This window comes from Rossellomorea sp. ABR4_012, from assembly GCF_056159545.1.
The window spans coordinates 1,465,103-1,486,253 of sequence record NZ_JBSWVK010000001.1 but is presented as its reverse complement, the minus strand read 5'-3'; the positions used below and the strand labels follow the sequence as shown (position 1 = coordinate 1,486,253).

Genomic DNA, 21,151 nt, shown 5'->3' with positions numbered 1-21,151 from the left:
TCCTACTTAACATCAATCATTCCATCCTCTTCAAGTCAGCCTTCCAATCAAGCTGCGTTTTCAATCCACCAGTCTTTAACCATTTCAGAGAATACAGGTGTATGCTTGACCATCGCCTGTGCAATAAATGAATCGTTAATAAAAGACTGTACCGTATCGATTGGCAGCAGTACGGCAATAAATAATAGTATAAAAATGATAAGATACGTTTCGATCAACCCCAAGAGTCCTCCGCCAATGACATTCAATTGTTTCAGAATCGGAAGATGTGCCACGAAGTCGAGCATTGATCCAAAAATATGAACAATGATCTTGACCGCAAAGAAAATCATGGCAAAAGCGATTACCCGATAATACGCCTGATCCATGTTGGTCATTTCAAAGATCATATTCAATTTTGATTGTTCATCAAGTACTGGATATGGAATCCAGAGAGTAAGTTTTGGTGCAAGCTGATCATAATATATGTATGCTACAATAAAAGAAATGATAAAACCTGTCATATGGACAGCCTGCAGAATAAAACCGCGTTTTAGACCGGTGAAGAATCCCACTAACAGGATAATCAGTAAAACTAAATCAAGCATGTCATTTTCAACCCTTTAAGCGTTTAATTTCTCTTTCCAGCTCCTCAAACTGCTCTTTCAGTTTGATATAGTCATTGACTGCATTAACGGCTGTCAACACAGCGAGCTTACCAGTATCAAGAGATGGATTCATAGATTTGATTTCTCTCATTTTGTCATCGACTTTCGAACAAACAAATCGAATTTGACTTGTCGACTCAGTTCCGACAATAGTGTATTGTTGACCATATATGTCTACAGTTGTGCGACTTTTTTGTTCTTCTGACAATCTGAGTACCCCCTGTTCATAAGAATCCTAAACAATATCATACCATGAAATCTTTTTGTTTTGAAAAGAAATTGTCAATTATAGTCTAATTTTTTGTTATTACATAGAATTTTGTCATGAGGAGAGGTTTATTTGGCGAATACAGTCATTCAAGCAAACAGTGCATTAACAACAAAAATGAAAGATTACTATAAGGATACTCTTGTCAGCAAGCTGCCCCCCGGTGCCGTTTTTTCTGCCAAACCCGCCGGCTGCACAGTGACGGCTTACAAATCTGGAAAAGTCCTGTTTCAAGGGGCAAACGGGGAAGCAGAAGCAAAGAAATGGGGCAGTGTCCAGGCACCAAAGGTGAAATCACCTTCCAAAGGAACGACGACACTGCCTGAAAACTTTGCGGATTGGTCCGTTATAGGTTCGGATGAGGTAGGGACAGGCGACTTCTTCGGCCCCATCACAGTCGTAAGTGCCTATGTGAAGAAAGAGCAAATCCCTTTAATGAAAGAGCTTGGCGTAAAGGATTCTAAGAACTTAAACGATCCACAGATCATCTCCATTGCAAAAGATCTGGTCAAGACCATACCATACAGCTTATTGGTCCTGCATAATGAAAAATACAATTCGCTACAAAGCGGCGGAATGACCCAAGGAAAGATGAAAGCCATCCTGCATAACCAGGCCATCCTTCATTTACTGGACAAAATGGCACCCCAAGAGCCTGAAGGCATTCTGATCGACCAGTTTGTCGAAAAGAACACATACTTCAAGCATATCAGCGCCCAAAAGAAGATTCAGCGTGACCGTGTCTACTTCAGTACAAAAGGGGAAAGCATCCATATCGCGGTCGCTGCCGCATCCATCATTGCAAGGTACGCCTTCCTGAAGGAGATGGATAAGCTCAGTGCCAAAGCAGGCGTGGACATTCCCAAAGGTGCAGGCAAGCAGGTGGATGTTGCCGCTGCAAAAATCATTAAGCGTAAAGGGATTGAAGAGTTGAAATCGATGACGAAGTGGCATTTTGCGAATAGCGAGAAGGCCATCCGGCTGGCAGGAAAGTAGAAGGGAACCTCTACCGTTTTTCGGACGGCAGGGGTTTTTGTTTATGAAGATTTAGTATCACGCTTTCAGGCTGCTTTTTAATTAATGCTATGTTTTTCAGTTTTTAAAGTTTTACTTTATTACACACAAAAACAGATTAACTTTTTTCATTCTGATTTTCCGCTACTTACAATTGCGGAAATCTCTTGGTTCGTTATTTTAAAAGTAGTATTATTTTCAACTATTTCTTTAATTTGCAAAATATAAGTTAATGATTCATTACTATTTCTATCCAGACAATCACAGAAGTTAAGAACTAAAGGTTCAATTGTATTGATATCCTGTACCATAGTTGGAAAGACCTCTGCTGCTCTAAAAGTCCATTCTTCCAGTACTCTTATTCTATTTGTTTGATTAGAACTACGAATTAGTCTATACAATATAGTTAATTCTGGATTAAAGCCAGAAATCTCAAACTCTAATATTTGAGAGTAATTAAAAAGAACACAAGGCATTTCTATATTCCTTGTATTTACTTTTACTGCAGCTAAGTTAATTGGTCGATCACTTCTAGTTAACACATTTGGCAAATTACCTTTAAATACTTTTCCGCAACTTAAAAAAGGCATACCCGAATATGATTGCATGGTAAATCCTCCTTACAAAAATAATGCCTAAGTCTGTTTACCTGAACTACTGTAAACTTGAGCAGTCATACTTTTTTGAGTGATATTGTATGATGATTGTTCTGATAACCTCACCTCAACCAATTCGATGGTGTACGTACAACACCTTTCATTGTTCGTATTTAAACATTTACAAAAGTTAAACACGACAGGTTCTTTAATATTCGTATCATTTACAAATTCCCTTTTAAACGGCCATTCTTCAAGAACCTCTGTCTTTGAGTTTTCAGTACAAGTACTTACCAGCCTGAATACTAATTTATTGAATCGTTCTACTTTTAAAATAGAAGTGACAAAGCAAGAAAAGTTCACTAAAATGCATGGATTACTTATTTTTTCTGTATTAATTTTTAATTGCGTCAGTACGACAGGCGGATCTTCTTTGCTCAGTCGAAGTGGTAAGACAGGATTAAATACTTTTCCACACTTTACAAAAGGCACAAAACTTTTATCATGTTCCAGCCTCTTTCCATCTGCACTTTTTTTATGTCCTTGATCAATATACATTAGAGGTTTAGGAGCATCTCCACGTTTTTTCAACTTATCACCTCCTTTTACTAACAAGCCCTTTTATTCGCACTCAGGTGCCTCACTAATTACTGTAGCTGTAATACTTTTATTCGTAATACCAAATCTTCTAACATTATTAGTTTCGATTTGAACGATTTCCAGCTTGTAAGTTAGGCTTTCTCTTTCATAATGATCTAAACAATCACAAAAATTAAGAACTGTTGGTTGATTAGTATCCACATTAGCAACTTCTAGTAACTCTAATGATTCAATTCCAAGTTCCCATTCCTGTAAAATTTGTGCATCCTTTGTTCTGCTGCTTTCTCTGACTAGTCGGTAAAATATATTTATCTTAGGGTTCAACCCTAATAACGAAAAGTTTATAAATTGCGAGTATTTTACTAGTACACATGGTCTTGTGACGGACTTTGGATTTACATTGACCACAGCTAATACTATTGGAGGTTCACTTGCATCTATATGGAATGGCAAATCAGGATTGAATACCTTACCACACTTTACAAATGGTAAATTACTTTTCCTAATCATATTTTCCTCCTTCATCTTTTTTTCCAAATGTAGTTTCTTGGCATGCATTTTAAGATAACTTTCATTAATCACTTCATACATTTTATGCAGTATATGGGGTATCGCAACATTATGATCACATTTATAAATGTTAAGGATATTCCAGTAATATGGCCAGTTTGTTAAATAATGAGCTGCTCTTACACAATTTTCGAAAAGAGTTTCTAATATTTTTCCAAACAAAAAAGATGCCCGACCAACTTACAGGCCAGACATCTTTATAAAATATTTAAAATTATCCTCTTAATTCCGCTCCGGCTTTCTCCTTCACTGCAGCAAGGACGCCGTCATGTACTTTAACGACCTCTTCATCAGTCAGTGTCTTTGCAGGGTCGAAGTATTTAAGTGAGAATGCTAGCGATTTCTTGCCAGGTTCCATATGTTCGCCTTCATAAAGGTCGAATACGGATACCTCTTTAAGAAGTTTGCCACCAGCCTCTTTGATCACAGCCTTCAGTTCACCTGCTTTTACCTCCGTGTCTACAACAAGAGCGATGTCCCTCGTGATAGACGGATGGCGCGGAATCGGTGAGTAGCTCAATGCCGGCTTTTCATAATGGAAGACCGGCTTCGCTTTAAGTTCAAATACATAGGTCTCATTCAGATCGAGCTCTTTTTCTACCTCAGGATGGACCGCTCCAATCATGCCGATTACCTCATTGTCCAAGAGGATTTCAGCTGTTCTTCCAGGGTGCAGGCCGTCTATTGCTGCCTGGCGGAATGATACAGCTTCTGTAACACCCAATTCTTCAAACAGTCCTTCAAGAATGCCTTTAGCCACATAGAAGTCGACAGCCTTCTTTTCTCCCTGCCATGGGTGCATATGCCATAAGCCTGTCAACACCCCTGCGATATGCTCCTCTTCCGATGGAAGCTCTTCCCCGTCTTCCTTCAAGAACACGGATCCCACTTCATAGAAAGCAAGAGAATCATTTTGACGTGCTTTATTATAGGAGACTACCTCCAGAAGCTGTGGAATGATGCTCAAACGCAGGTTGCTGCGTTCTTCACTCATCGGCATCAGGAGACGGACCGGATCTTTTACATCAAGTGCATATTTCGTCGCCTTCTCGTCGTTTGTCAATGAATATGTGATTGCCTGAAGAAGTCCGGCACCTTCCAAGTAACGGCGGACTGTACGGCGCTTCAGCTGATGATTATTCAATCCTCCCGGAGTACTTTCTCCTTTAGGCAGAGTAAGCGGAAGATTGTCATATCCGTATAGACGGGCAACCTCCTCGAGCAGATCTTCAGGAATGGTGATGTCTCCCCTTCTCGTTGGAGCCGTGACAGTAATTGCCGTTCCATCCACACTTACTTCGAATTGAAGGCGGCGGAAAATGTCTTTCACCTCTTCAGCGGTAATCGAAGTTCCCAATGAAGAATTGATTTTCTCAAGCGTGATTTCCACGACTGCAGGCTCAACGGTCAGTTCGTCGAATAGAACTGTTCCTTCAAGGACTTCGCCGCCTGCGTATTCTGCCATCAATTCAGCTGCACGCTCTCCTGCTTTCAGGACGCGGTCCGGATCTACTCCTTTTTCAAAACGGGTACTTGCTTCACTTCGCAGACCGTGATCCTTTGAGGCACCTCTGACAATTGCACCTGTGAAGTAAGCTGCTTCCAGAAGAACTGTCGTCGTATCATTTTGGACTTCGGAATTGGCTCCGCCCATTACCCCTGCAAGGGCAACCGGCTCTTCTCCGTTCGTGATCACCAATTGACTTGAAGATAAGGTTCTTTCAGCATCATCAAGTGTGACGAATGTTTCTCCATCTTTCGCACGGCGGACAAGGATTTCCTTAGATCCCAAGCGGTCATAATCAAATGCGTGAAGCGGCTGACCATATTCCAATAGAATATAATTCGTGATGTCTACCACGTTATTATGAGGGCGAATCCCTGCAGCGATCAGCGCATTCTGCATCCATATAGGTGAAGGACCCACTTTTACATTCTTAATGATTTTCGCACCGTACAGCGGGTTATCTTCCTTTGCTTCCACATTAACAGTGATGTAATCGGATGCCTTTTCGTTTCCTGCTGTCTCCTTGACTTCCGGAAGCTTTACTTCACGGTCTAAAATGGCAGCCACTTCATACGCAACGCCAAGCATGCTCAAGCAGTCAGAACGGTTTGGCGTCAAGCCAAGTTCAAGAATTGCATCATCCAAATTCAGTAATTCAACTGCATTGCTGCCAACCTCTGCATCATTGGAGAAGTTATAAATGCCCTCAGCATGCTCTTTTGGCACAAGTTTTCCTTCAACGCCTAATTCCTGAAGTGAACAGATCATCCCATGAGATGCCTCTCCGCGAAGTTTTGCTTTTTTGATTTTAAAATTACCCGGGAGCACCGCGCCAACTTTAGCGACAGCCACTTTTTGGCCCTTGGCGACATTCGGAGCACCGCAGATGATCTGAACCGGCTCTTCTTCACCAACGTCAACCTGGCACTTATTCAATTTATCTGCGTCCGGGTGCGGTTCGCACTCGAGCACATGCCCGACAACGACGTTCTTGATTTCTTCACCGATTCTTTCGACGCCTTCAACCTCGATCCCGCTTCTTGTGATTTTTTCAGCCAGATCTTCAGGAGTGACTCCTGACAGATCCACATAGTTTTCTAACCATTTATATGAAACAAACATGTTTTTACCTCCGCTCGATAATAGTGTTGCATTACTCTGTCACTTTGAATTGTGTTACAAAACGGGTATCGTTCGTGTAGAAGTGACGGATGTCATCGATTCCGTATTTCAGCATCGCGATTCGTTCAGGTCCCATTCCGAATGCGAAACCTGTATATTCGTTAGGATCGAATCCTGCCATCTCAAGAACGTTCGGATGAACCATTCCCGCTCCAAGAATTTCGATCCAGCCCGTTCCTTTACATACTCGGCAGCCTTCTCCCCCGCAGATTTTACAAGAGATATCCATCTCTACTGAAGGTTCCGTGAATGGGAAGAAACTCGGGCGCAGACGGATTTCACGGTCTTCACCGAACATTTTCTTCGCGAATACATTCAGCGTCCCTTTCAGGTCACTCATTCGGATATCTTTATCCACGACAAGTCCTTCGATTTGCATGAACTGATGAGAATGCGTCGCATCATCTGTATCACGGCGGTATACTTTACCCGGACAGATGATTTTAATAGGGCCTTTACCTTTAGCAAGTTCCATCGTTCTCGCCTGCACCGGTGATGTATGGGTTCTAAGCAATGTTTCTTCTGTGATGTAGAAGGAATCCTGCATATCGCGGGCAGGGTGTCCTTTCGGAAGGTTCAGCGCTTCGAAGTTGTAGTAATCCTTTTCGACTTCAGGACCTTCTGCAACCGTATACCCCATACCGATGAATAAGTCCTCAATTTCTTCGATGATCATCGTAAGCGGATGATGATTCCCTTTTCTGACAGGTCTGCCCGGCAGTGTCACATCAATCGTTTCTGATTGAAGCTTCTTCTCCACTGCTTCTTTTTCAAGCTTCTCCTGCTTCGCTTCTATCTTCTCGGTGATTGCACCGCGGACTTCATTCGCAAGTGCACCCATTTTAGGGCGTTCTTCTGCAGAGAGTTTTCCCATACCTTTCAATACTTCGGTTACAGGACCTTTCTTTCCTAAGTAGGCAACACGAATGTTGTTCAGTTCTTTTAAGTCCTGTGCTTCGTTAATCTTTTCAATTGCTTCGGTCTGAAGGGATCGTAATTTATCCTCCATGTTTCTTCCTCCTTTATGGTCGTGAATCAGGCAGCTTTATAAAAAACAAAAAAACCCCATCCCTGGAAAGGGACGAGGTTGTGATCGCGGTACCACCCTTATAAGCGTATCGATATACTGATACACTCACTTGATTCGGATAACGGCTTTGCCGGTGCATCTTTACATTTCAATGATGAAATGGTCCCGATGCCAACTCGAGAGGTGAAATGTTCACGTCATGCTTTTCTTAAGAATGCTTTCAGTCTGATGGCATTCTCTCCCTTGAAGATCTTCATGCGTTACTTTCCTCTGTCTTCGTTTTTAAAAGTATATGTGCATAATTATAGTGAATTATTCTCAATAATTCAAACCATTTAAGAAAAATTATTGCCCATTTTTAAAATAATATAACAAGATGCCTGCCGCAATTGCGACATTCAGTGATTCGCTCTTCCCGTAGATCGGAATATACAGATTCTGATCGGTTTGGGAAAGAATTTCAGAACTCATTCCGTTTCCTTCATTCCCTACGATCAGTGCATATTCATCCCGCGGCTTCACGGTCGTATATTCTTCACCGTTCTCCAGTGCCGTACCATAGACAGGTATCCCTTTTTCTTTAAGGACTGAAATAATTTCTGGAAGCTCACCCTTGATGACCGGCAAGTGAAAATGACTTCCCTGTGCGGACCTGAGCACCTTAGGATTATATAGATCGACGGTTCCTTTCCCAAGGATGATTGCTTCGATACCGGAAGCTTCTGCCGTACGGATGATCGTTCCGATATTCCCCGGATCCTGGAGGCCATCAAGGAGTAAAAATGTCTTGTATTCATCAATGGATGCTGTATCTTTCTGCTTGCATACCGCAAACACTCCCTGAGTCGTTTCAGTATCAGCCAGTGCATTCCCTGCTTCCTCTGAAACCTGTGTCAACTCGACACCATCGAGATTCCATTTATTCGGAAGTGCAATGCCTTCGACAAAAATCAGCTCTATCACGGTATCGTCTTGCTTCAATGCTTCTTCAACGAGGTGAAAGCCTTCTACAATATATGTAAGGGACTGATCTCTTCCCTTTTTAGTCAATAATTTTTTCCACTGCTTCACGACAGGGTTTTTAGAGGATTGAATATACTTCAATCGTACCCGCTCCTTCATTTTACATTTCAAGTTTTCATTATACCTTAACTTATATACATAATAAATTCAATTTGAGACAAGATAACAATGAATTCCTCATCCTAAAGCAAAAGGAGAAATGCTTGATGAACCTTAACTTGAGAAAAGCGATTATACACAACGTTTCTGGAAACAGCCAGGAAGAAATAAAGGATACAATCGTCGATGCCATTCAAGGCGGAGAAGAGAAAACACTTCCCGGTTTAGGTGTTCTGCTTGAAGTGTTCTGGCAAAATGCCGACCCTCAGGAACAACAAATGCTGCTCGAAACGTTAGAAGAGTCATTACAGCAACAACAGCAATAATGAAGCGGGTGACCCAGCTGGGTCACCCGTTTTTCATTATTGCTGTTTTACCTCCCGCTTTTACGTGGTAAAGAGAAGAATAACCTTCACAAAAACGGGGATCGGACATTTTTTTTGATATTCGGACGAAAAGTTGGATTTGCGGACATTTTTAAGGGATTTGCCGACAATTCGACAAACCCCAACATATTTCATGTCGGAATAATCACCGATGATATAGTCTGATTTCCAAGAAAGGAGATTGCTTTGTTTGAGTAACAAGAAGGCTTTATTAATCATTGATATGATCAATACATTCGATTTTAACGGTGGAGACGAATTACTATCAAATACAGAAGACATCGTCCAACCCATCAGGAAGTTGAAGAAGAAGGCTAAAAAAGCAGACATCCCAGTCATTTATGTAAACGACAATTACGGCCTTTGGCAGGATAATATGAATGATATCATCAACAAGTGTAAAGACGGTAAGGGTAAATCCATCATTGAAAAGATCCATCCTGATGAAGATGATTACTTTATTGTAAAGCCGAAGCATTCCTGTTTCTTCGGTACCCAGCTTGAAATCCTCCTTCATCAGCTGGAAGTGAACCATTTGATTTTAACTGGAATCGCCGGTGATATCTGCGTACTATTTACTGCTAACGATGCATATATGAGAGAATACGAAGTCAGCATCCCAAGTGACTGTATCGCATCCGAACGCAAGGAGGATAATGACAGCGCCATTCATATCATCAATAAAACGATCGATGCCGATATGGCCGGATCAACTGAGATAGAATTTTAATCCACCATACGAAAAGACCCTGCATCGAACAGGGTCTTTTTTGAACGATCAATCAAATGTAATTTTAGCAACTGTGTCTTTGTCTAACTTTTTAATCACTTCGGTAATCAATTTAACTGCATTTTCATAGTCATCACGATGAAGCATTGCAGCGTGAGAGTGAATATAACGAGTGGCGATCGTGATTGAAAGTGCAGGAACACCGTTTGCCGTTAAATGGATGGCACCGGAATCCGTTCCGCCGCCTGCAATCGCATCGAACTGATAAGGGATATTGTGCTCGTCTGCTGTATCTGTCACAAAGTCACGAAGCCCTTTATGAGAGACCATGGATGCATCATAAAGGATGATCTGCGGGCCTTCACCCATTTTACTTTGGGCTTCTTTTTCTGAGATTCCAGGTGTATCCCCTGCGATTCCCACATCAACACCGAATGCGATATCAGGCTGGATCTTCGCTGCAGACGTTCTTGCCCCGCGAAGGCCTACTTCTTCCTGCACTGTACCCACGCCATAAACGACGTTTGGATGCTGCTCATTTTTAAGATTTTTCAGGACGTCGATCGCAATCGCACATCCGATGCGGTTATCCCATGCTTTGGCAAGGAGCATCTTTTCATTATTCATCACAGTGAATTCGAAATATGGAACGACCATATCCCCCGGCTTAACGCCCCACTCCTGGGCCTCTTCTCTGCTTGATGCCCCAATGTCAATGAACATATCTTTAATATCAACAGGCTTTTTGCGTGCTTCTGCAGGCAGGATATGAGGAGGCTTGGAGCCGATCACTCCCGTTACTTCCCCTTTGCTTGTCACGATTGTCACACGCTGGGCAAGCATGACCTGTGACCACCAGCCGCCAACCGTCTGGAAACGCAGGAAGCCTTTTTTATCAATTTGCGTGACCATGAAGCCGACTTCATCAAGATGTCCAGCCACCATGATTTTAGGACCGTTTTCATCCCCGACTTTTTTTGCGATAAGGCTGCCTAAGTTATCTGTTGTGATTTCGTCTGAAAATGGTTCTATGTATCGTTTCATTACGTCCCTTGCTTCTTTTTCATTTCCAGGAACACCTTTTGCATCTGTCAGATCTTTAAGCATGGTTAAAGTTTCGTCTAATTTTGTCATTCTTTCGACCCCCTAAATGTTTAAACTATTCCCATTATACTAAAATCTTACTAATACTTCAAAATAAGCTAATGAACCAAGCTTAATATCCTTCTTTTTGACGTTCATAATTCACGTTGTTTTTCTCCACATACGCATCAAATACGTCTCCGCTGGAAAAACCAAGTATTTCTCCCAGTGATAAATACTGATTAAGCAGCGTAAAAAAGTGGCGAACCGATCGCTCTTCCCTCAAATCAATTATCGCTTTGTACACATGAAGAAACTGCTCATTCAAGTCCTCACTGGCAGTATGATTTTCATCCAAGTCAATCTCCTTCAGACCCATTTCAAGACCTAAGGACAGGATGAAGTGGATACCATCGACGTATTCTTCCAAAATGACCTCCTTTGCCGAAGGTGACTTCTTACTCCAGAATTTGAAGCTTCTCGCTTCATTCGCAAGCTCACCTGTTTCCACCAATAAAGCCAATATCTTTTTATCGACTAAATCCTCATTTTCGAGTCCATGCTCACTTTCAATATGTTGATCCAGCTTCTTTTGCATATGTAATAGCTTTTCTATATTCATAACTGATCTCCTCTTCCTTTCTTTTTTCGCTTTCTTAGTTTAGTATGACAAACTTTTTGATATTTTTTAAATAAAAATGAAACCTTTTTATTTTTATGCCGTAAATAATAATAGAAGATCTATGCCTATGGAGGTAATTTACATGCTATGGCTCATTCGCTTATTCATTCTTGTGCTTATCATCTACCTTTTTTACCGCAGTATAAAATATATCATTGATCCTAAACGAAAGCTGGAGCTTGCTCAAGAACAGAAACGCTTTTATTTCCTTGATGACCAGGAAAACGTCAGAAAGAACTTTTATGTAACATATAAAGGTGTTTTATTTGAAGGTGAAAAATATCTGGGGACAACGGAAAGGTCCTTTGAAGTGGTATCGATCTTTGTATGGGCCAATAATATTTCGTCATTGAAAGGTCTGGGGTATGAGGATTTTCATTATGTCCAGAATGAAATTAAAGAACGCTACCCTAACGCAAAAATTGACTGGAAGAGTCCGATTCACGAGTTTATGAGAAAACCAATAAATGAAAATGGTAACTTAGCAGATATGAACACTGTAAATAACGATAAAGACGTATACGAAAAAAGGGAACCTTGACAGGTTCCCTTTTTTGCATGCAGCGTTTGTTACTCAGCGAGATTTTGATTACATACGGCTTTTCTCAGGAAAAAACTCATTCCATCCAATGACTCTCACTTTCTCTCTTAACAAATAGAAAAGTACAACCAAAGCCAGCAGAATCATGACAAGTATGGGAGGGGAGAATTGCTTGATATATTGGCCGAATACTGTGTAGAAAAAAGCGAGAGGGATATTGGAAATGATGGTGGCACGAACGAAAGGCTTGAACTGTGGATTTTTCTGCATCAAACAGAGATTGAGTAATTGGTAGTGTATAAAGGGAATCAGCCGTAATACCGCAATCTGCCCCGTTGTCAAATCGGCACTTCTCCCGAACCATTTTTCTTTTAATCTCAACAGGCGTTCATAAAATGACGTAAAACTTTTAATGGCAAAGTAAAAAATGATGGATAAAAGCGTTAATCCGATCAGCGAGTACACCGTACCCAGAATACTGCCGAATAGTATACCTCCAGCCATACACACCAGGGCGACAGGAATAAAAAGAAACTGCCTCAATACATGAAACAAAATAAACAGAACAGGAGCGATATATCCACTAGCTTCCATGATGGCGAATGCTGCTACTAATCGGTCGTCCATAGCTAATGCAGACCTCCTTCTGTTACCTCTATTCTCTACAGTTTATACATACAGTCTACACTGTATGACAAATGGAGAAGATTTATGGCAGACTGGAGATTGTCCACCTATGGGAAGGGTACAGAAGGAAATCAAACTCACCTCTTTATTAAATCCCTTGATTGATCCAGATAAACAGAACACTATGTACGATGACAAGGAAGGGAAAGCCCATTGCAAATAATCTGTGCTTGGTTTTATGCCGGTAAGCCTTCATGGCAATATAAGAGCCGATGCTTCCACCTATGATTGCAATTGTCCATAATGTCCGCTCCTTGATCCTATATTCATGTTTCTCTGCTTTCTTTTTGTCGCTCCTCATGAGACCGAAGCCGAAGATATTGATGATCAGGATATACACATAAAGAAGACTCAATAAAGATTCCATTTTGAAACCTCCTATTATAAAATTGAGCTGATTATGAAGAAAGGACTGACCCATCAGGCCAGTCCTTTTAATCTGCTTGCACGAATGCAATTAGATATTACTTGTTAAGTTGAGCTTTAGCAGCTTCTGCTAATTGGTTGAATGCTTTTTCGTCAGCAATCGCAAGCTCAGCAAGCATTTTGCGGTTTACTTCGATACCAGCAAGCTTCAATCCGTGCATTAAACGGCTGTAAGAAAGACCGTTCATACGTGCAGCCGCATTGATACGTGTGATCCATAGTTTACGGAAATCACGTTTCTTTTGGCGACGGTCACGATAAGCATACATGTATGATTTCATAACCTGTTGATTTGCTACTTTATATAAAGTATGTTTTGAACCGAAATAACCTTTGGCTAATTTAAGAACTTTTTTACGACGTCTGCGTGTTACTGTTCCGCCTTTTACGCGTGGCATAATAATTCCCTCCTGTTTCTATTACTTCTTATTTTAGGTTGTCAAGCATATGACGAATGCGTTTGAAATCTCCTTTAGAGACAACAGCCGCTTTACGAAGTTTACGCTTCGCTTTAGTAGATTTGTTTGCGAATAAGTGGCTTGTGTAAGCGTGAGAACGTTTAAGTTTACCAGAACCTGTTTTCTTGAAACGCTTAGCTGAGCCGCGGTGAGTTTTCATTTTTGGCATGTGCTTTTCCTCCTCGGGTCCTTTATTTTTCGTTAACTGGTGCTAGCACCAAGAACATGCTGCGACCATCCATTTTCGGCTTTGATTCAACAGTTGCAAGATCTTTACACTCATCTGAGAAACGATCCAGCACACGTTGACCAATTTCTTTGTGCGTGATCGCACGGCCTTTAAATCGGATTGACGCCTTTACTTTGTCTCCTTTTTCAAGGAACTTGCGGGCGTTGCGAAGCTTAGTATTGAAATCATGCTCATCAATCGTAGGGCTTAGGCGCACCTCTTTAAGGTTGATGATCTTCTGATTTTTACGCGCTTCTTTTTCTTTCTTTTGCTGTTCAAATTTAAACTTTCCGTAGTCCATGATACGGGCAACGGGTGGTTTGGCATTTGGAGCAACAAGAACAAGATCAAGATTTACACGTTCAGCGATTTCAAGGGCTTCATTCTTGGATTTGATTCCAAGCTGCTCGCCATTTTGATCGATAAGACGTACTTCACGGGCACGAATGGTTTCGTTTAAGATCATGTCTTTGCTAATAATTAGCCACCTCCAAGGTTTATTAAAAGAATACAACGGCTTTGGTCTCAGGCACCCGCCCATTTTTTGTTTGCACAAAAAAAGATGCGAGTGTCGAAACACCCGCATCTGATTATTAAGCATATATAATAAAGCTTTAATAGTCATTATCATACCTGGCAACTGCTATAAAAGCGTCATTCAGGTGAGAAGCGGGTAGCTTCTTCTTGTACCAAACTGTATTCAATTCACCTTAGATACTATATCACATGACATACGTGATGTCAAACTATCGTTCTGATGTCACAACGTTTCTTATAATAGCAGACATCTCTTTTTCGTGCAATAGTTTTTTTGAAATGATTGTTCTCTAGAAAAAGAACGGACCCCAAACCAGGTCCGTCCTCAATAATCTATTATCGCTTTGCTTCTTTCACGATTTCTTCCACGAACTGATCCAATGAAATTGTTTCAGACTTTTGCTCGCCGTATTTACGGACATTCACTGCTCGATCTGAAATCTCATTATCTCCCAGTACAAGCATATACGGAACTTTGCTCATTTGAGCTTCACGGATCTTATAACCCATTTTTTCGTTGCGGTCATCGATTTCAACACGAAGGCCTTCGGCTTGAAGCCTCTCCTTCACTTCTTTTGCATAGTCGAAGTGTACGTCAGGAGAAACCGGGATCAGCTGAACCTGTACAGGTGCGAGCCAAGTCGGGAATGCCCCTTTGTATTCTTCGATCAGGAAAGCAACAAAGCGTTCCATTGTCGATACCACACCGCGGTGGATAACAACCGGACGATGCTGTTTACCATCTTCTCCGACATAAGATAAATCGAATCGCTCAGGGAGAAGGAAGTCAAGCTGAACAGTGGATAACGTCTCTTCTTTTCCAAGAGCTGTCTTCACCTGTACATCAAGCTTTGGTCCGTAGAATGCCGCTTCACCTTCTGCTTCAAAATATTCAATATCCAGTTCATCCATCGCTTCTTTGATCATTCCTTGTGCACGGTTCCACATTTCATCGTCATCGAAGTATTTCTCAGTATCTTCAGGATCACGATACGATAATCGGAATGAATAGTCCTTAAGATCAAAGTCTTTGTACACTTCCTGGACCAGACGGACGACTCGCTTGAATTCTTCCTTGATTTGATCAGGGCGGACGAAGATATGAGCATCATTCAACGTCATGCCTCGAACACGCTGAAGGCCTGAAAGTGCGCCGGACATTTCGTAGCGGTGCATCAAACCAAGTTCTGCGATACGGATTGGCAGTTCGCGATAGCTGTGGATATCATTTTTGTAAATCATCATATGATGAGGACAGTTCATTGGGCGGAGAACAAGGTCTTCGTTGTCCATTTCCATGACTGGGAACATGTTTTCCTGGTAGTGATCCCAGTGTCCGCTTGTTTTGTAAAGCTCTACACTTCCCATCACCGGAGTATAAACATGGTCGTAGCCCAGGCGTTCTTCTTTATCTACGATATAGCGCTCGATAATGCGGCGGATTGTCGCACCTTTTGGCAGCCACATCGGAAGGCCCTGACCTACTTTTTGTGAATTCATAAACAGGTTCAGTTCTTTACCGATTTTACGGTGATCACGCTCTTTCGCTTCTTCCAATAGGCGCAGGTGCTCGTCCAGATCTGCTTTCTTGAAGAAGGCAGTTCCGTAGATACGCTGAAGCATCTTATTGTCACTGTTTCCACGCCAGTAGGCACCTGCAATGCTCAACAGCTTGAATTCTTTAATTTTATTAGTGGATGGGATATGGACACCACGGCAAAGATCAAAGAACTCTCCCTGTTCATAAATCGATACCTGCTCACCCTCAGGAATCGCTTCAAGAAGTTCAAGCTTGTATTCATCCCCGACTTCTTCATAGATTTTCTTCGCTTCATCACGGCTTACTTCTTTTCTGATAACGTCAAGATTTTCACCTGTGAGCTTCTTCATTTCTTTTTCAATAAGAGGAAGATCTTCAGGAGTAAATGTGTGTTCGGAATCCACGTCATAGTAGAAGCCGCCCTCGATGACAGGACCGATTCCAAGCTTTGTTTCCGGGTACAGGCGTTTAATTGCCTGTGCCATTAAGTGGGCCGTACTGTGGCGCAGGATTTCCAGTGCGTCTTTACTGTCCGGCATTATGATTTCAATTTCCCCATCTTCCATGATCCCTGTACGAAGATCAATCAATTCGTCATTTATCTTACCCGCAATCGCCTTTTTCTTCAGGCCCGGGCTGATCGATGCAGCTATGTCCTCAGTACTTGTCCCTTTGGGAAACTCCTTCACATTTCCGTCCGGGAACGTAATTTTAATCTGTTCAGACATTTGTGTTCACTCCTTTAAATTTTTCGGGGGTAAAAAAATAAAAAACCCCGCCCCTTCATAATTGAAGGGACGAGGTTTATAGATATACTCGTGGTTCCACCCAACTTCTCATCCTCTGCACAATGCAAAGAATGACTTCATTGAAAACGAATAACGACATTTAGCCGTCAACCCTTAACGAGGCAGTTGTGCCTTTTCAGGATTGAAGTTCCGAGGCGGTAAATATTACTGTCGAATTAGGAAGCTTGCAGCCGTGACTTCCCTCTCTGTGAATCGAATAGGAATATTGTTGTCCTCTTCATAACCTTTACCTTATAGACTTATTATGTAGGTATTATAATCGGTTATGCAGGCAAAAGCAAGGGGGTAAAAGGCAGAATTAGACTTCCTATTCATTTGCGATGTCAATAGAAGGATACAGGAGTGTTTCCGGAAAATAGTGGAGAGGAAGAAGATCGATCCGCTCCTCAAAAATATTTTGAAGTGTTCTTACCAGGTTATGCTCCCCGCTCCCATACACATATATTTTTTCAGGAGCAATAGACAATAGCGGCGCAATCGTATAGGAATCCACATACAGAGGATGATTGGTCAAAAGCCGCTTATCAATGAACTTGGCAAGCTCTTTTCTTGATACTTCCTTCATATTTTCATCAAAAAACCGAAATCCGAATCCTGTGGAGTAAAGATGAATCGTATCCAGCTTCTTCTCTCTTGAAGCTAAATATTCCCTGAGCATATGGATGAACATTTGATATTCCTGTTCCATCTTATATTCATCAATCGCCAGTTCCACCATTTCGGTAATCCGGAGCTGCAGCTTCTTCAACCTGAAAGTGCTGAAAGAATCAAACGATACAGGTGTATTTCCATCCAGTAACAGATCCAGACTCTCACTGACAAAGGACGTTTCGTCCCACTTTTCCAGGAGCTGATCCAGTTCGGGACGTTCTCCCATCCTCATATCGGAAACGATTTCCAGAATCTGCTCAATCTCATGGACATCTTCGAAATAAAATTGGGTCCGCAGAATATCTTCCGCCCAATCGATGCACTTATCAAAAAGGATGAACTCTGTTGTTCCTTTTAAAAGCCGTTCTTTTCCGTTATACGGAGTTGAACTATCTATAGTAAGGTTATAATGGGTTTTATGTTGAAAAAGCGTTTCATGAAACCATGATTGCAGATCAAACTTGGTCAGGCATTGTTGAAGCTTTAATGCATCATTTTTCTGTCTGAAAATGAATTCAATCAAACTTGCTCCCCTCCTTAAAGCCGGAATCCCTGCTTTATATATATGGGGGGCTTGTATGAATTAGAAGTTTGTTTGTGAATTATTTGATAATGTTTTGTTGTGCTTTTATCACCGCTTTTGATTTCCGTGCAGGACATCGCTCTCCACGGGCGGCCGGTGAGCCTCCTCGGGCAAGCCTTGAAGTAGACTTAACTGTCCAGCTGCAGGGCTTAGAGGCACATGTCATAAGCCTAACCGCCTCTGAGCAAAGCCCTTCCGCTTTTCTGATAGGAGTCTTCGTCTAGCACTCCAGTCAACCGCTGGATAGTGCTAAGATCAAAAACATTCATACCATCAATCCAATTACAATTTATTAATTGAATGGATAAAAAAAGAAAAGGCAATCGCACCTTTTCTTTTTGTTTGATTCTATTCTCTTCTATTCCTGCCGTCGATGAGGACAGGCCTGGCGAGGTATTTTATTCTTTCCATGATTCTTGCAGCTTTCAGTTTCTCTTCTTCCCCACGTTGTGTGTAGGTCAAATGGTGCGTCAGCTCGTCAAAGTTAAAGTTTGATGTGAAGAATGTAGGCAGGTTTTCAAGCATTCTGTACTGCAAGATGGTGCCGAGGATTTCGTCCCTTCCCCAGCTTGACATCGTTTCTGCCCCGATATCATCCAGCATTAAGACAGGTGCTGATTTAACAGCATCAAGTTTTTCGTTAAGCGAGTTGTCACCAAGAGATTGCTTGATTTCACGGAAAAACTCCGGAACATATACAATCATCGATGCCACTTTATTCTGAGCAAGCTCATTTGCAATCGCACCGAGGATATAGGACTTCCCTACACCGAACTTCCCATAAAAATAATATCCTTTCAACCGGTCATCAGGTGAATAATTTTCTACAAAATTCTTCGCCTGTCGCACGGCTTCCAGTCGGCTCTTCGAATCAAGTTCGAGAGTGGAGAATGAAGCTTGAAGAATATCTTTCGGTACATAAAGACTCTTTATGAGTTTTTGAGAACTTGTCCGTTCATCGTGCACTACTTTTCGCGGGCACCGGTGGTATTCGATATCAATCGTGTTCCCACGGATGACGAGATGAGGGTCGTATCCCTGCATCATATTTTTACATTCCTGAAGAGAAGGACATTCCCTGCATTCCTTACTTTGAGAAATGTATTCATAAAGTTTCATCAGGCTCTCATTCACCATGTCAGATGTGACTTGATCCCGATGTTTGCTGATGAAATCTCTTACATCTTGATTTTCAAGGATTTCTTTTTTCATTTTTTCATAGCGCTGCTGAAATGAACTCGAAGCCGCCAGTTTCTTTAGCGTATTGTTGATTCTTTCCATCTTGTCATTCACCTACTTCCTGAATTTTTTCAATTCTTCTTCAAGCTTTTTCTTTTCGGCTTCAAAGTCGTAATCTTCATTGTCTGAAGAAGATTTATCACCCGTACTTCCCCCTTCCTGGAACCACTCAGGAAGCTTTTCTGTACGTATCGGTTTTCTTTTTCTCGTTTTGTTTTCTTTTTTGCCCTGCGCCCATTCAAGGTATTGCTGATGCTCTCTTTTCGCGAGCTCCATTGCTTGTCCGGCTGTCGTCACTTTCTTGCGTGCCCAGTGAGAAGCAATTTTCTCCATGTAGCCTTTGGTGAGCTTCATATCGGTTTTCAGCAACACATACTGGATGAGTACATTCATGACCCCGATCGGAAGTTTCTGTGACATCAATACTTCTTCGACCGCTTGAAGATCAGACTTGGAAGGATTGCTTCCATTTGAAATATCCGCCAATACATCTTTTGGTGAAGTCGTTTCAAGATATTCCAGGAGCTCATCTTCCTTCGAAAGCGGCTTATCCGTTGTTTTAACCTCTCTCGCAGTCGAGACGCGTGCAGCCAAATCTGGCAGCTGATCTCCCGTTTGAAGCTGATACCAGTCCCTCGCAGCTTTCCTTAGCATTTCGAGGTCAATTTCATCTTCCGAATCCATGGAGCTTAATATAAGGTTCTTCATCTGAAGAGGATCGATCCCGTATAAATAACTTAGCTTTATAACCGTTTCTTTAACCTTCACAGTGAAAGCCTTTCTCGGTACCATTGCCTCTGAAAGGCCCGAGAGTAATAAATGAAAATCAAAATCCACCTCATCCAGGGGCAATCCGGATCCGTCCTGATATTGAATGAACTGCCGGCCGGAGTCAGTTTCCGAATCTGCATTTGCATCATGCTGCAGGAAATTGATGTTCTGTTCTGAAGTGAAGACATCCTGAAATGAACGGGTGATTTCACTGAATTGATCCTTTTCGACAGCCTGGTCGGTAAAGAAGTTCTTTAAACGCATATAATGGGTTCTGCCGATTTTCTGATAAAGATACACATTTAGCATGCCATCATGAAAGAACTCCTGAGGTGAAAGCGGTCTCTGCAATTCATACACAAATCTGCGTTCCCCGTCGCTTTTTTTTTCATACACCTTCAAAAGACCGATACCTTCGAGCTTCAGTCTTGCTTCATATACTTCCTGGAGATTCACAGAAAGAACGTTCATTAAATGATAATGAGCAGATTCTATGGACCATAGCCTGTTTTCCTCTACCTCACCCCATAGACTCATGAACAAGCTATAGGGAGCTGCACCGATTAACGGCTGATAAAGAAACGTGATAATCTTCCGGTCATAGTCCTGAAGCATTCCATTTGTCGCTACGGTGTAGTGATCGATCGGCTGTATTTCGTTCCAATGCTTCTTCATCATCTGATTCTACCTTTCAAAATTACTCTATTAAACTCCGCTGCTGATTGCTTACGGTTCTTTAACATAGCCTTCAAAATAATAAAGAGAAAAAGAGCTAAAGAATGTCTCTTCAGCTCAACACTTTACTCTTTTTTTATTAACTCTTTTAATTCATCTATAAATACATTGATATCCTTGAACTGTCGATAAACAGATGCAAAACGTACATATGCCACTTCATCGACTTTCGCTAGCTCATCCATCACCATTTCGCCGATTTTGACAGATTCCACTTCGGACGCACCCTGGTTTCTGAGCTCCTTCTCGATATTCATAGAGATTTTCTCCAAGCTCTCCAGAGGGACAGGTCTCTTTTCACAAGCCTTGATTAATCCCCTGAGGATCTTTTCACGGCTGAACTCCTCGCGAACGCCTTCTTTTTTTACGACAATCAATGGAAGCTCCTCCACTTTTTCGAATGTCGTAAACCGAAAATTGCACTCTTCGCATTCTCTCCGTCTTCTGATCGAGCGTCCTTCGTCAGCTGGACGGGAATCGACTACACGCGTCCCATTATGCTGGCATGACGGGCATTTCATAATATCA

General features: G+C 41.8%; 24 protein-coding genes and 1 other annotated feature. Of the genes, 4 read left to right on the top strand and 20 right to left on the bottom strand.

Annotation, left to right across the window (positions count from 1 at the left end):
* Nucleotides 1–47 precede the first annotated feature (47 nt).
* Both ACXAFV_RS07230 and zapA read right to left on the bottom strand, forming a co-directional pair.
* The gene (locus ACXAFV_RS07230) at nucleotides 48–587 is read right to left on the bottom strand and encodes a CvpA family protein (protein WP_475125415.1); all 540 of its coding nucleotides are present in this window, start codon (nucleotides 585–587) and stop codon (nucleotides 48–50) included.
* Between the two features lie 7 nt (nucleotides 588–594).
* Nucleotides 595–855 carry a cell division protein ZapA gene (gene zapA, locus ACXAFV_RS07225; protein ID WP_475125414.1) on the bottom strand — a complete coding sequence of 87 codons (261 nt, stop codon included), beginning with the start codon at nucleotides 853–855 and terminating at the stop codon, nucleotides 595–597.
* A 132-nt stretch (nucleotides 856–987) separates the two neighbouring features.
* Between zapA and rnhC the strand changes: the two genes are divergently transcribed.
* Complete coding sequence (gene rnhC / locus ACXAFV_RS07220) at nucleotides 988–1,911, top strand: ribonuclease HIII (RefSeq protein ID WP_475125413.1); 924 nt, start codon at nucleotides 988–990, stop codon at nucleotides 1,909–1,911.
* Nucleotides 1,912–2,057: 146 nt separating this feature from the next.
* On the opposite strand, the gene ACXAFV_RS07215 is transcribed toward rnhC, so the two are convergent.
* The 6 genes from ACXAFV_RS07215 to ACXAFV_RS07190 form a co-directional block, all read right to left on the bottom strand.
* Nucleotides 2,058–2,537, bottom strand: a complete 480-nt coding sequence (locus ACXAFV_RS07215; RefSeq protein WP_475125412.1) for a DUF4489 domain-containing protein — start codon at nucleotides 2,535–2,537, stop codon at nucleotides 2,058–2,060.
* Nucleotides 2,538–2,564: 27 nt separating this feature from the next.
* Nucleotides 2,565–3,116: a DUF4489 domain-containing protein gene (locus ACXAFV_RS07210; RefSeq protein WP_475125411.1), complete on the bottom strand. Its 552-nt coding sequence runs from the start codon at nucleotides 3,114–3,116 to the stop codon at nucleotides 2,565–2,567.
* A gap of 30 nt (nucleotides 3,117–3,146) precedes the next feature.
* Nucleotides 3,147–3,635, bottom strand: a complete 489-nt coding sequence (locus tag ACXAFV_RS07205; RefSeq protein WP_475125410.1) for a DUF4489 domain-containing protein — start codon at nucleotides 3,633–3,635, stop codon at nucleotides 3,147–3,149.
* A gap of 274 nt (nucleotides 3,636–3,909) precedes the next feature.
* A complete protein-coding gene (pheT, locus tag ACXAFV_RS07200) occupies nucleotides 3,910–6,324 on the bottom strand; it encodes a phenylalanine--tRNA ligase subunit beta (RefSeq protein WP_475125409.1) in 2,415 nt (804 codons plus the stop codon).
* Between the two features lie 31 nt (nucleotides 6,325–6,355).
* Nucleotides 6,356–7,393 (bottom strand): phenylalanine--tRNA ligase subunit alpha, encoded by a 1,038-nt coding sequence (gene pheS / locus ACXAFV_RS07195; protein WP_475125408.1) that lies wholly within the window; start codon nucleotides 7,391–7,393, stop codon nucleotides 6,356–6,358.
* A gap of 366 nt (nucleotides 7,394–7,759) precedes the next feature.
* On the bottom strand, nucleotides 7,760–8,518 hold the full coding sequence (locus tag ACXAFV_RS07190) for a TrmH family RNA methyltransferase (RefSeq protein WP_475125407.1): 759 nt from the start codon (nucleotides 8,516–8,518) through the stop codon (nucleotides 7,760–7,762).
* A 125-nt stretch (nucleotides 8,519–8,643) separates the two neighbouring features.
* Between ACXAFV_RS07190 and sspI the strand changes: the two genes are divergently transcribed.
* Both sspI and ACXAFV_RS07180 read left to right on the top strand, forming a co-directional pair.
* A complete protein-coding gene (gene sspI / locus ACXAFV_RS07185; RefSeq protein WP_175990816.1) occupies nucleotides 8,644–8,862 on the top strand; it encodes a small acid-soluble spore protein SspI in 219 nt (72 codons plus the stop codon).
* Between the two features lie 250 nt (nucleotides 8,863–9,112).
* Complete coding sequence (locus ACXAFV_RS07180; protein ID WP_475125406.1) at nucleotides 9,113–9,652, top strand: cysteine hydrolase family protein; 540 nt, start codon at nucleotides 9,113–9,115, stop codon at nucleotides 9,650–9,652.
* 48 nt (nucleotides 9,653–9,700) lie between these two features.
* Here ACXAFV_RS07180 and ACXAFV_RS07175 read toward each other — a convergent pair whose 3' ends face one another.
* Both ACXAFV_RS07175 and ACXAFV_RS07170 read right to left on the bottom strand, forming a co-directional pair.
* On the bottom strand, nucleotides 9,701–10,786 hold the full coding sequence (locus ACXAFV_RS07175) for a M42 family metallopeptidase (RefSeq protein ID WP_475125405.1): 1,086 nt from the start codon (nucleotides 10,784–10,786) through the stop codon (nucleotides 9,701–9,703).
* Nucleotides 10,787–10,868: 82 nt separating this feature from the next.
* The gene (locus ACXAFV_RS07170) at nucleotides 10,869–11,357 is read right to left on the bottom strand and encodes a dUTP diphosphatase (RefSeq protein WP_475125404.1); all 489 of its coding nucleotides are present in this window, start codon (nucleotides 11,355–11,357) and stop codon (nucleotides 10,869–10,871) included.
* A gap of 142 nt (nucleotides 11,358–11,499) precedes the next feature.
* Here ACXAFV_RS07170 and ACXAFV_RS07165 point away from each other — a divergent pair, with 142 nt between their 5' ends.
* A complete protein-coding gene (locus ACXAFV_RS07165; RefSeq protein WP_475125403.1) occupies nucleotides 11,500–11,958 on the top strand; it encodes a sigma-w pathway protein ysdB in 459 nt (152 codons plus the stop codon).
* A gap of 48 nt (nucleotides 11,959–12,006) precedes the next feature.
* On the opposite strand, the gene ACXAFV_RS07160 is transcribed toward ACXAFV_RS07165, so the two are convergent.
* The 10 genes from ACXAFV_RS07160 to nrdR all read right to left on the bottom strand — a co-directional run bounded on the left by ACXAFV_RS07160 (nucleotide 12,007) and on the right by nrdR (nucleotide 21,144).
* Nucleotides 12,007–12,585 (bottom strand): TVP38/TMEM64 family protein, encoded by a 579-nt coding sequence (locus ACXAFV_RS07160; RefSeq protein WP_475125402.1) that lies wholly within the window; start codon nucleotides 12,583–12,585, stop codon nucleotides 12,007–12,009.
* A gap of 148 nt (nucleotides 12,586–12,733) precedes the next feature.
* Nucleotides 12,734–13,012, bottom strand: coding sequence for a DUF1294 domain-containing protein (locus ACXAFV_RS07155; RefSeq protein ID WP_475125401.1), 279 nt, complete (start codon nucleotides 13,010–13,012; stop codon nucleotides 12,734–12,736).
* 97 nt (nucleotides 13,013–13,109) lie between these two features.
* Complete coding sequence (gene rplT, locus ACXAFV_RS07150; protein WP_032087388.1) at nucleotides 13,110–13,469, bottom strand: 50S ribosomal protein L20; 360 nt, start codon at nucleotides 13,467–13,469, stop codon at nucleotides 13,110–13,112.
* A 28-nt stretch (nucleotides 13,470–13,497) separates the two neighbouring features.
* A complete protein-coding gene (gene rpmI / locus ACXAFV_RS07145; RefSeq protein WP_032087387.1) occupies nucleotides 13,498–13,698 on the bottom strand; it encodes a 50S ribosomal protein L35 in 201 nt (66 codons plus the stop codon).
* A gap of 22 nt (nucleotides 13,699–13,720) precedes the next feature.
* The gene (gene infC, locus ACXAFV_RS07140) at nucleotides 13,721–14,299 is read right to left on the bottom strand and encodes a translation initiation factor IF-3 (RefSeq protein WP_475126090.1); all 579 of its coding nucleotides are present in this window, start codon (nucleotides 14,297–14,299) and stop codon (nucleotides 13,721–13,723) included.
* A 9-nt stretch (nucleotides 14,300–14,308) separates the two neighbouring features.
* Nucleotides 14,309–14,450, bottom strand: a sequence feature (ribosomal protein L20 leader region).
* Between the two features lie 181 nt (nucleotides 14,451–14,631).
* Nucleotides 14,632–16,563: a threonine--tRNA ligase gene (gene thrS, locus ACXAFV_RS07135; RefSeq protein WP_475125400.1), complete on the bottom strand. Its 1,932-nt coding sequence runs from the start codon at nucleotides 16,561–16,563 to the stop codon at nucleotides 14,632–14,634.
* 388 nt (nucleotides 16,564–16,951) lie between these two features.
* Nucleotides 16,952–17,818, bottom strand: coding sequence for a putative sporulation protein YtxC (locus tag ACXAFV_RS07130; RefSeq protein ID WP_475125399.1), 867 nt, complete (start codon nucleotides 17,816–17,818; stop codon nucleotides 16,952–16,954).
* A gap of 408 nt (nucleotides 17,819–18,226) precedes the next feature.
* Nucleotides 18,227–19,159, bottom strand: a complete 933-nt coding sequence (gene dnaI / locus ACXAFV_RS07125; RefSeq protein WP_475125398.1) for a primosomal protein DnaI — start codon at nucleotides 19,157–19,159, stop codon at nucleotides 18,227–18,229.
* A gap of 12 nt (nucleotides 19,160–19,171) precedes the next feature.
* On the bottom strand, nucleotides 19,172–20,563 hold the full coding sequence (locus ACXAFV_RS07120; RefSeq protein WP_475125397.1) for a replication initiation and membrane attachment family protein: 1,392 nt from the start codon (nucleotides 20,561–20,563) through the stop codon (nucleotides 19,172–19,174).
* A 125-nt stretch (nucleotides 20,564–20,688) separates the two neighbouring features.
* Entirely contained in the window at nucleotides 20,689–21,144 is a 456-nt protein-coding gene (gene nrdR, locus ACXAFV_RS07115) for a transcriptional regulator NrdR (RefSeq protein ID WP_475125395.1), read from the bottom strand.
* Nucleotides 21,145–21,151: the final 7 nt, after the last annotated feature.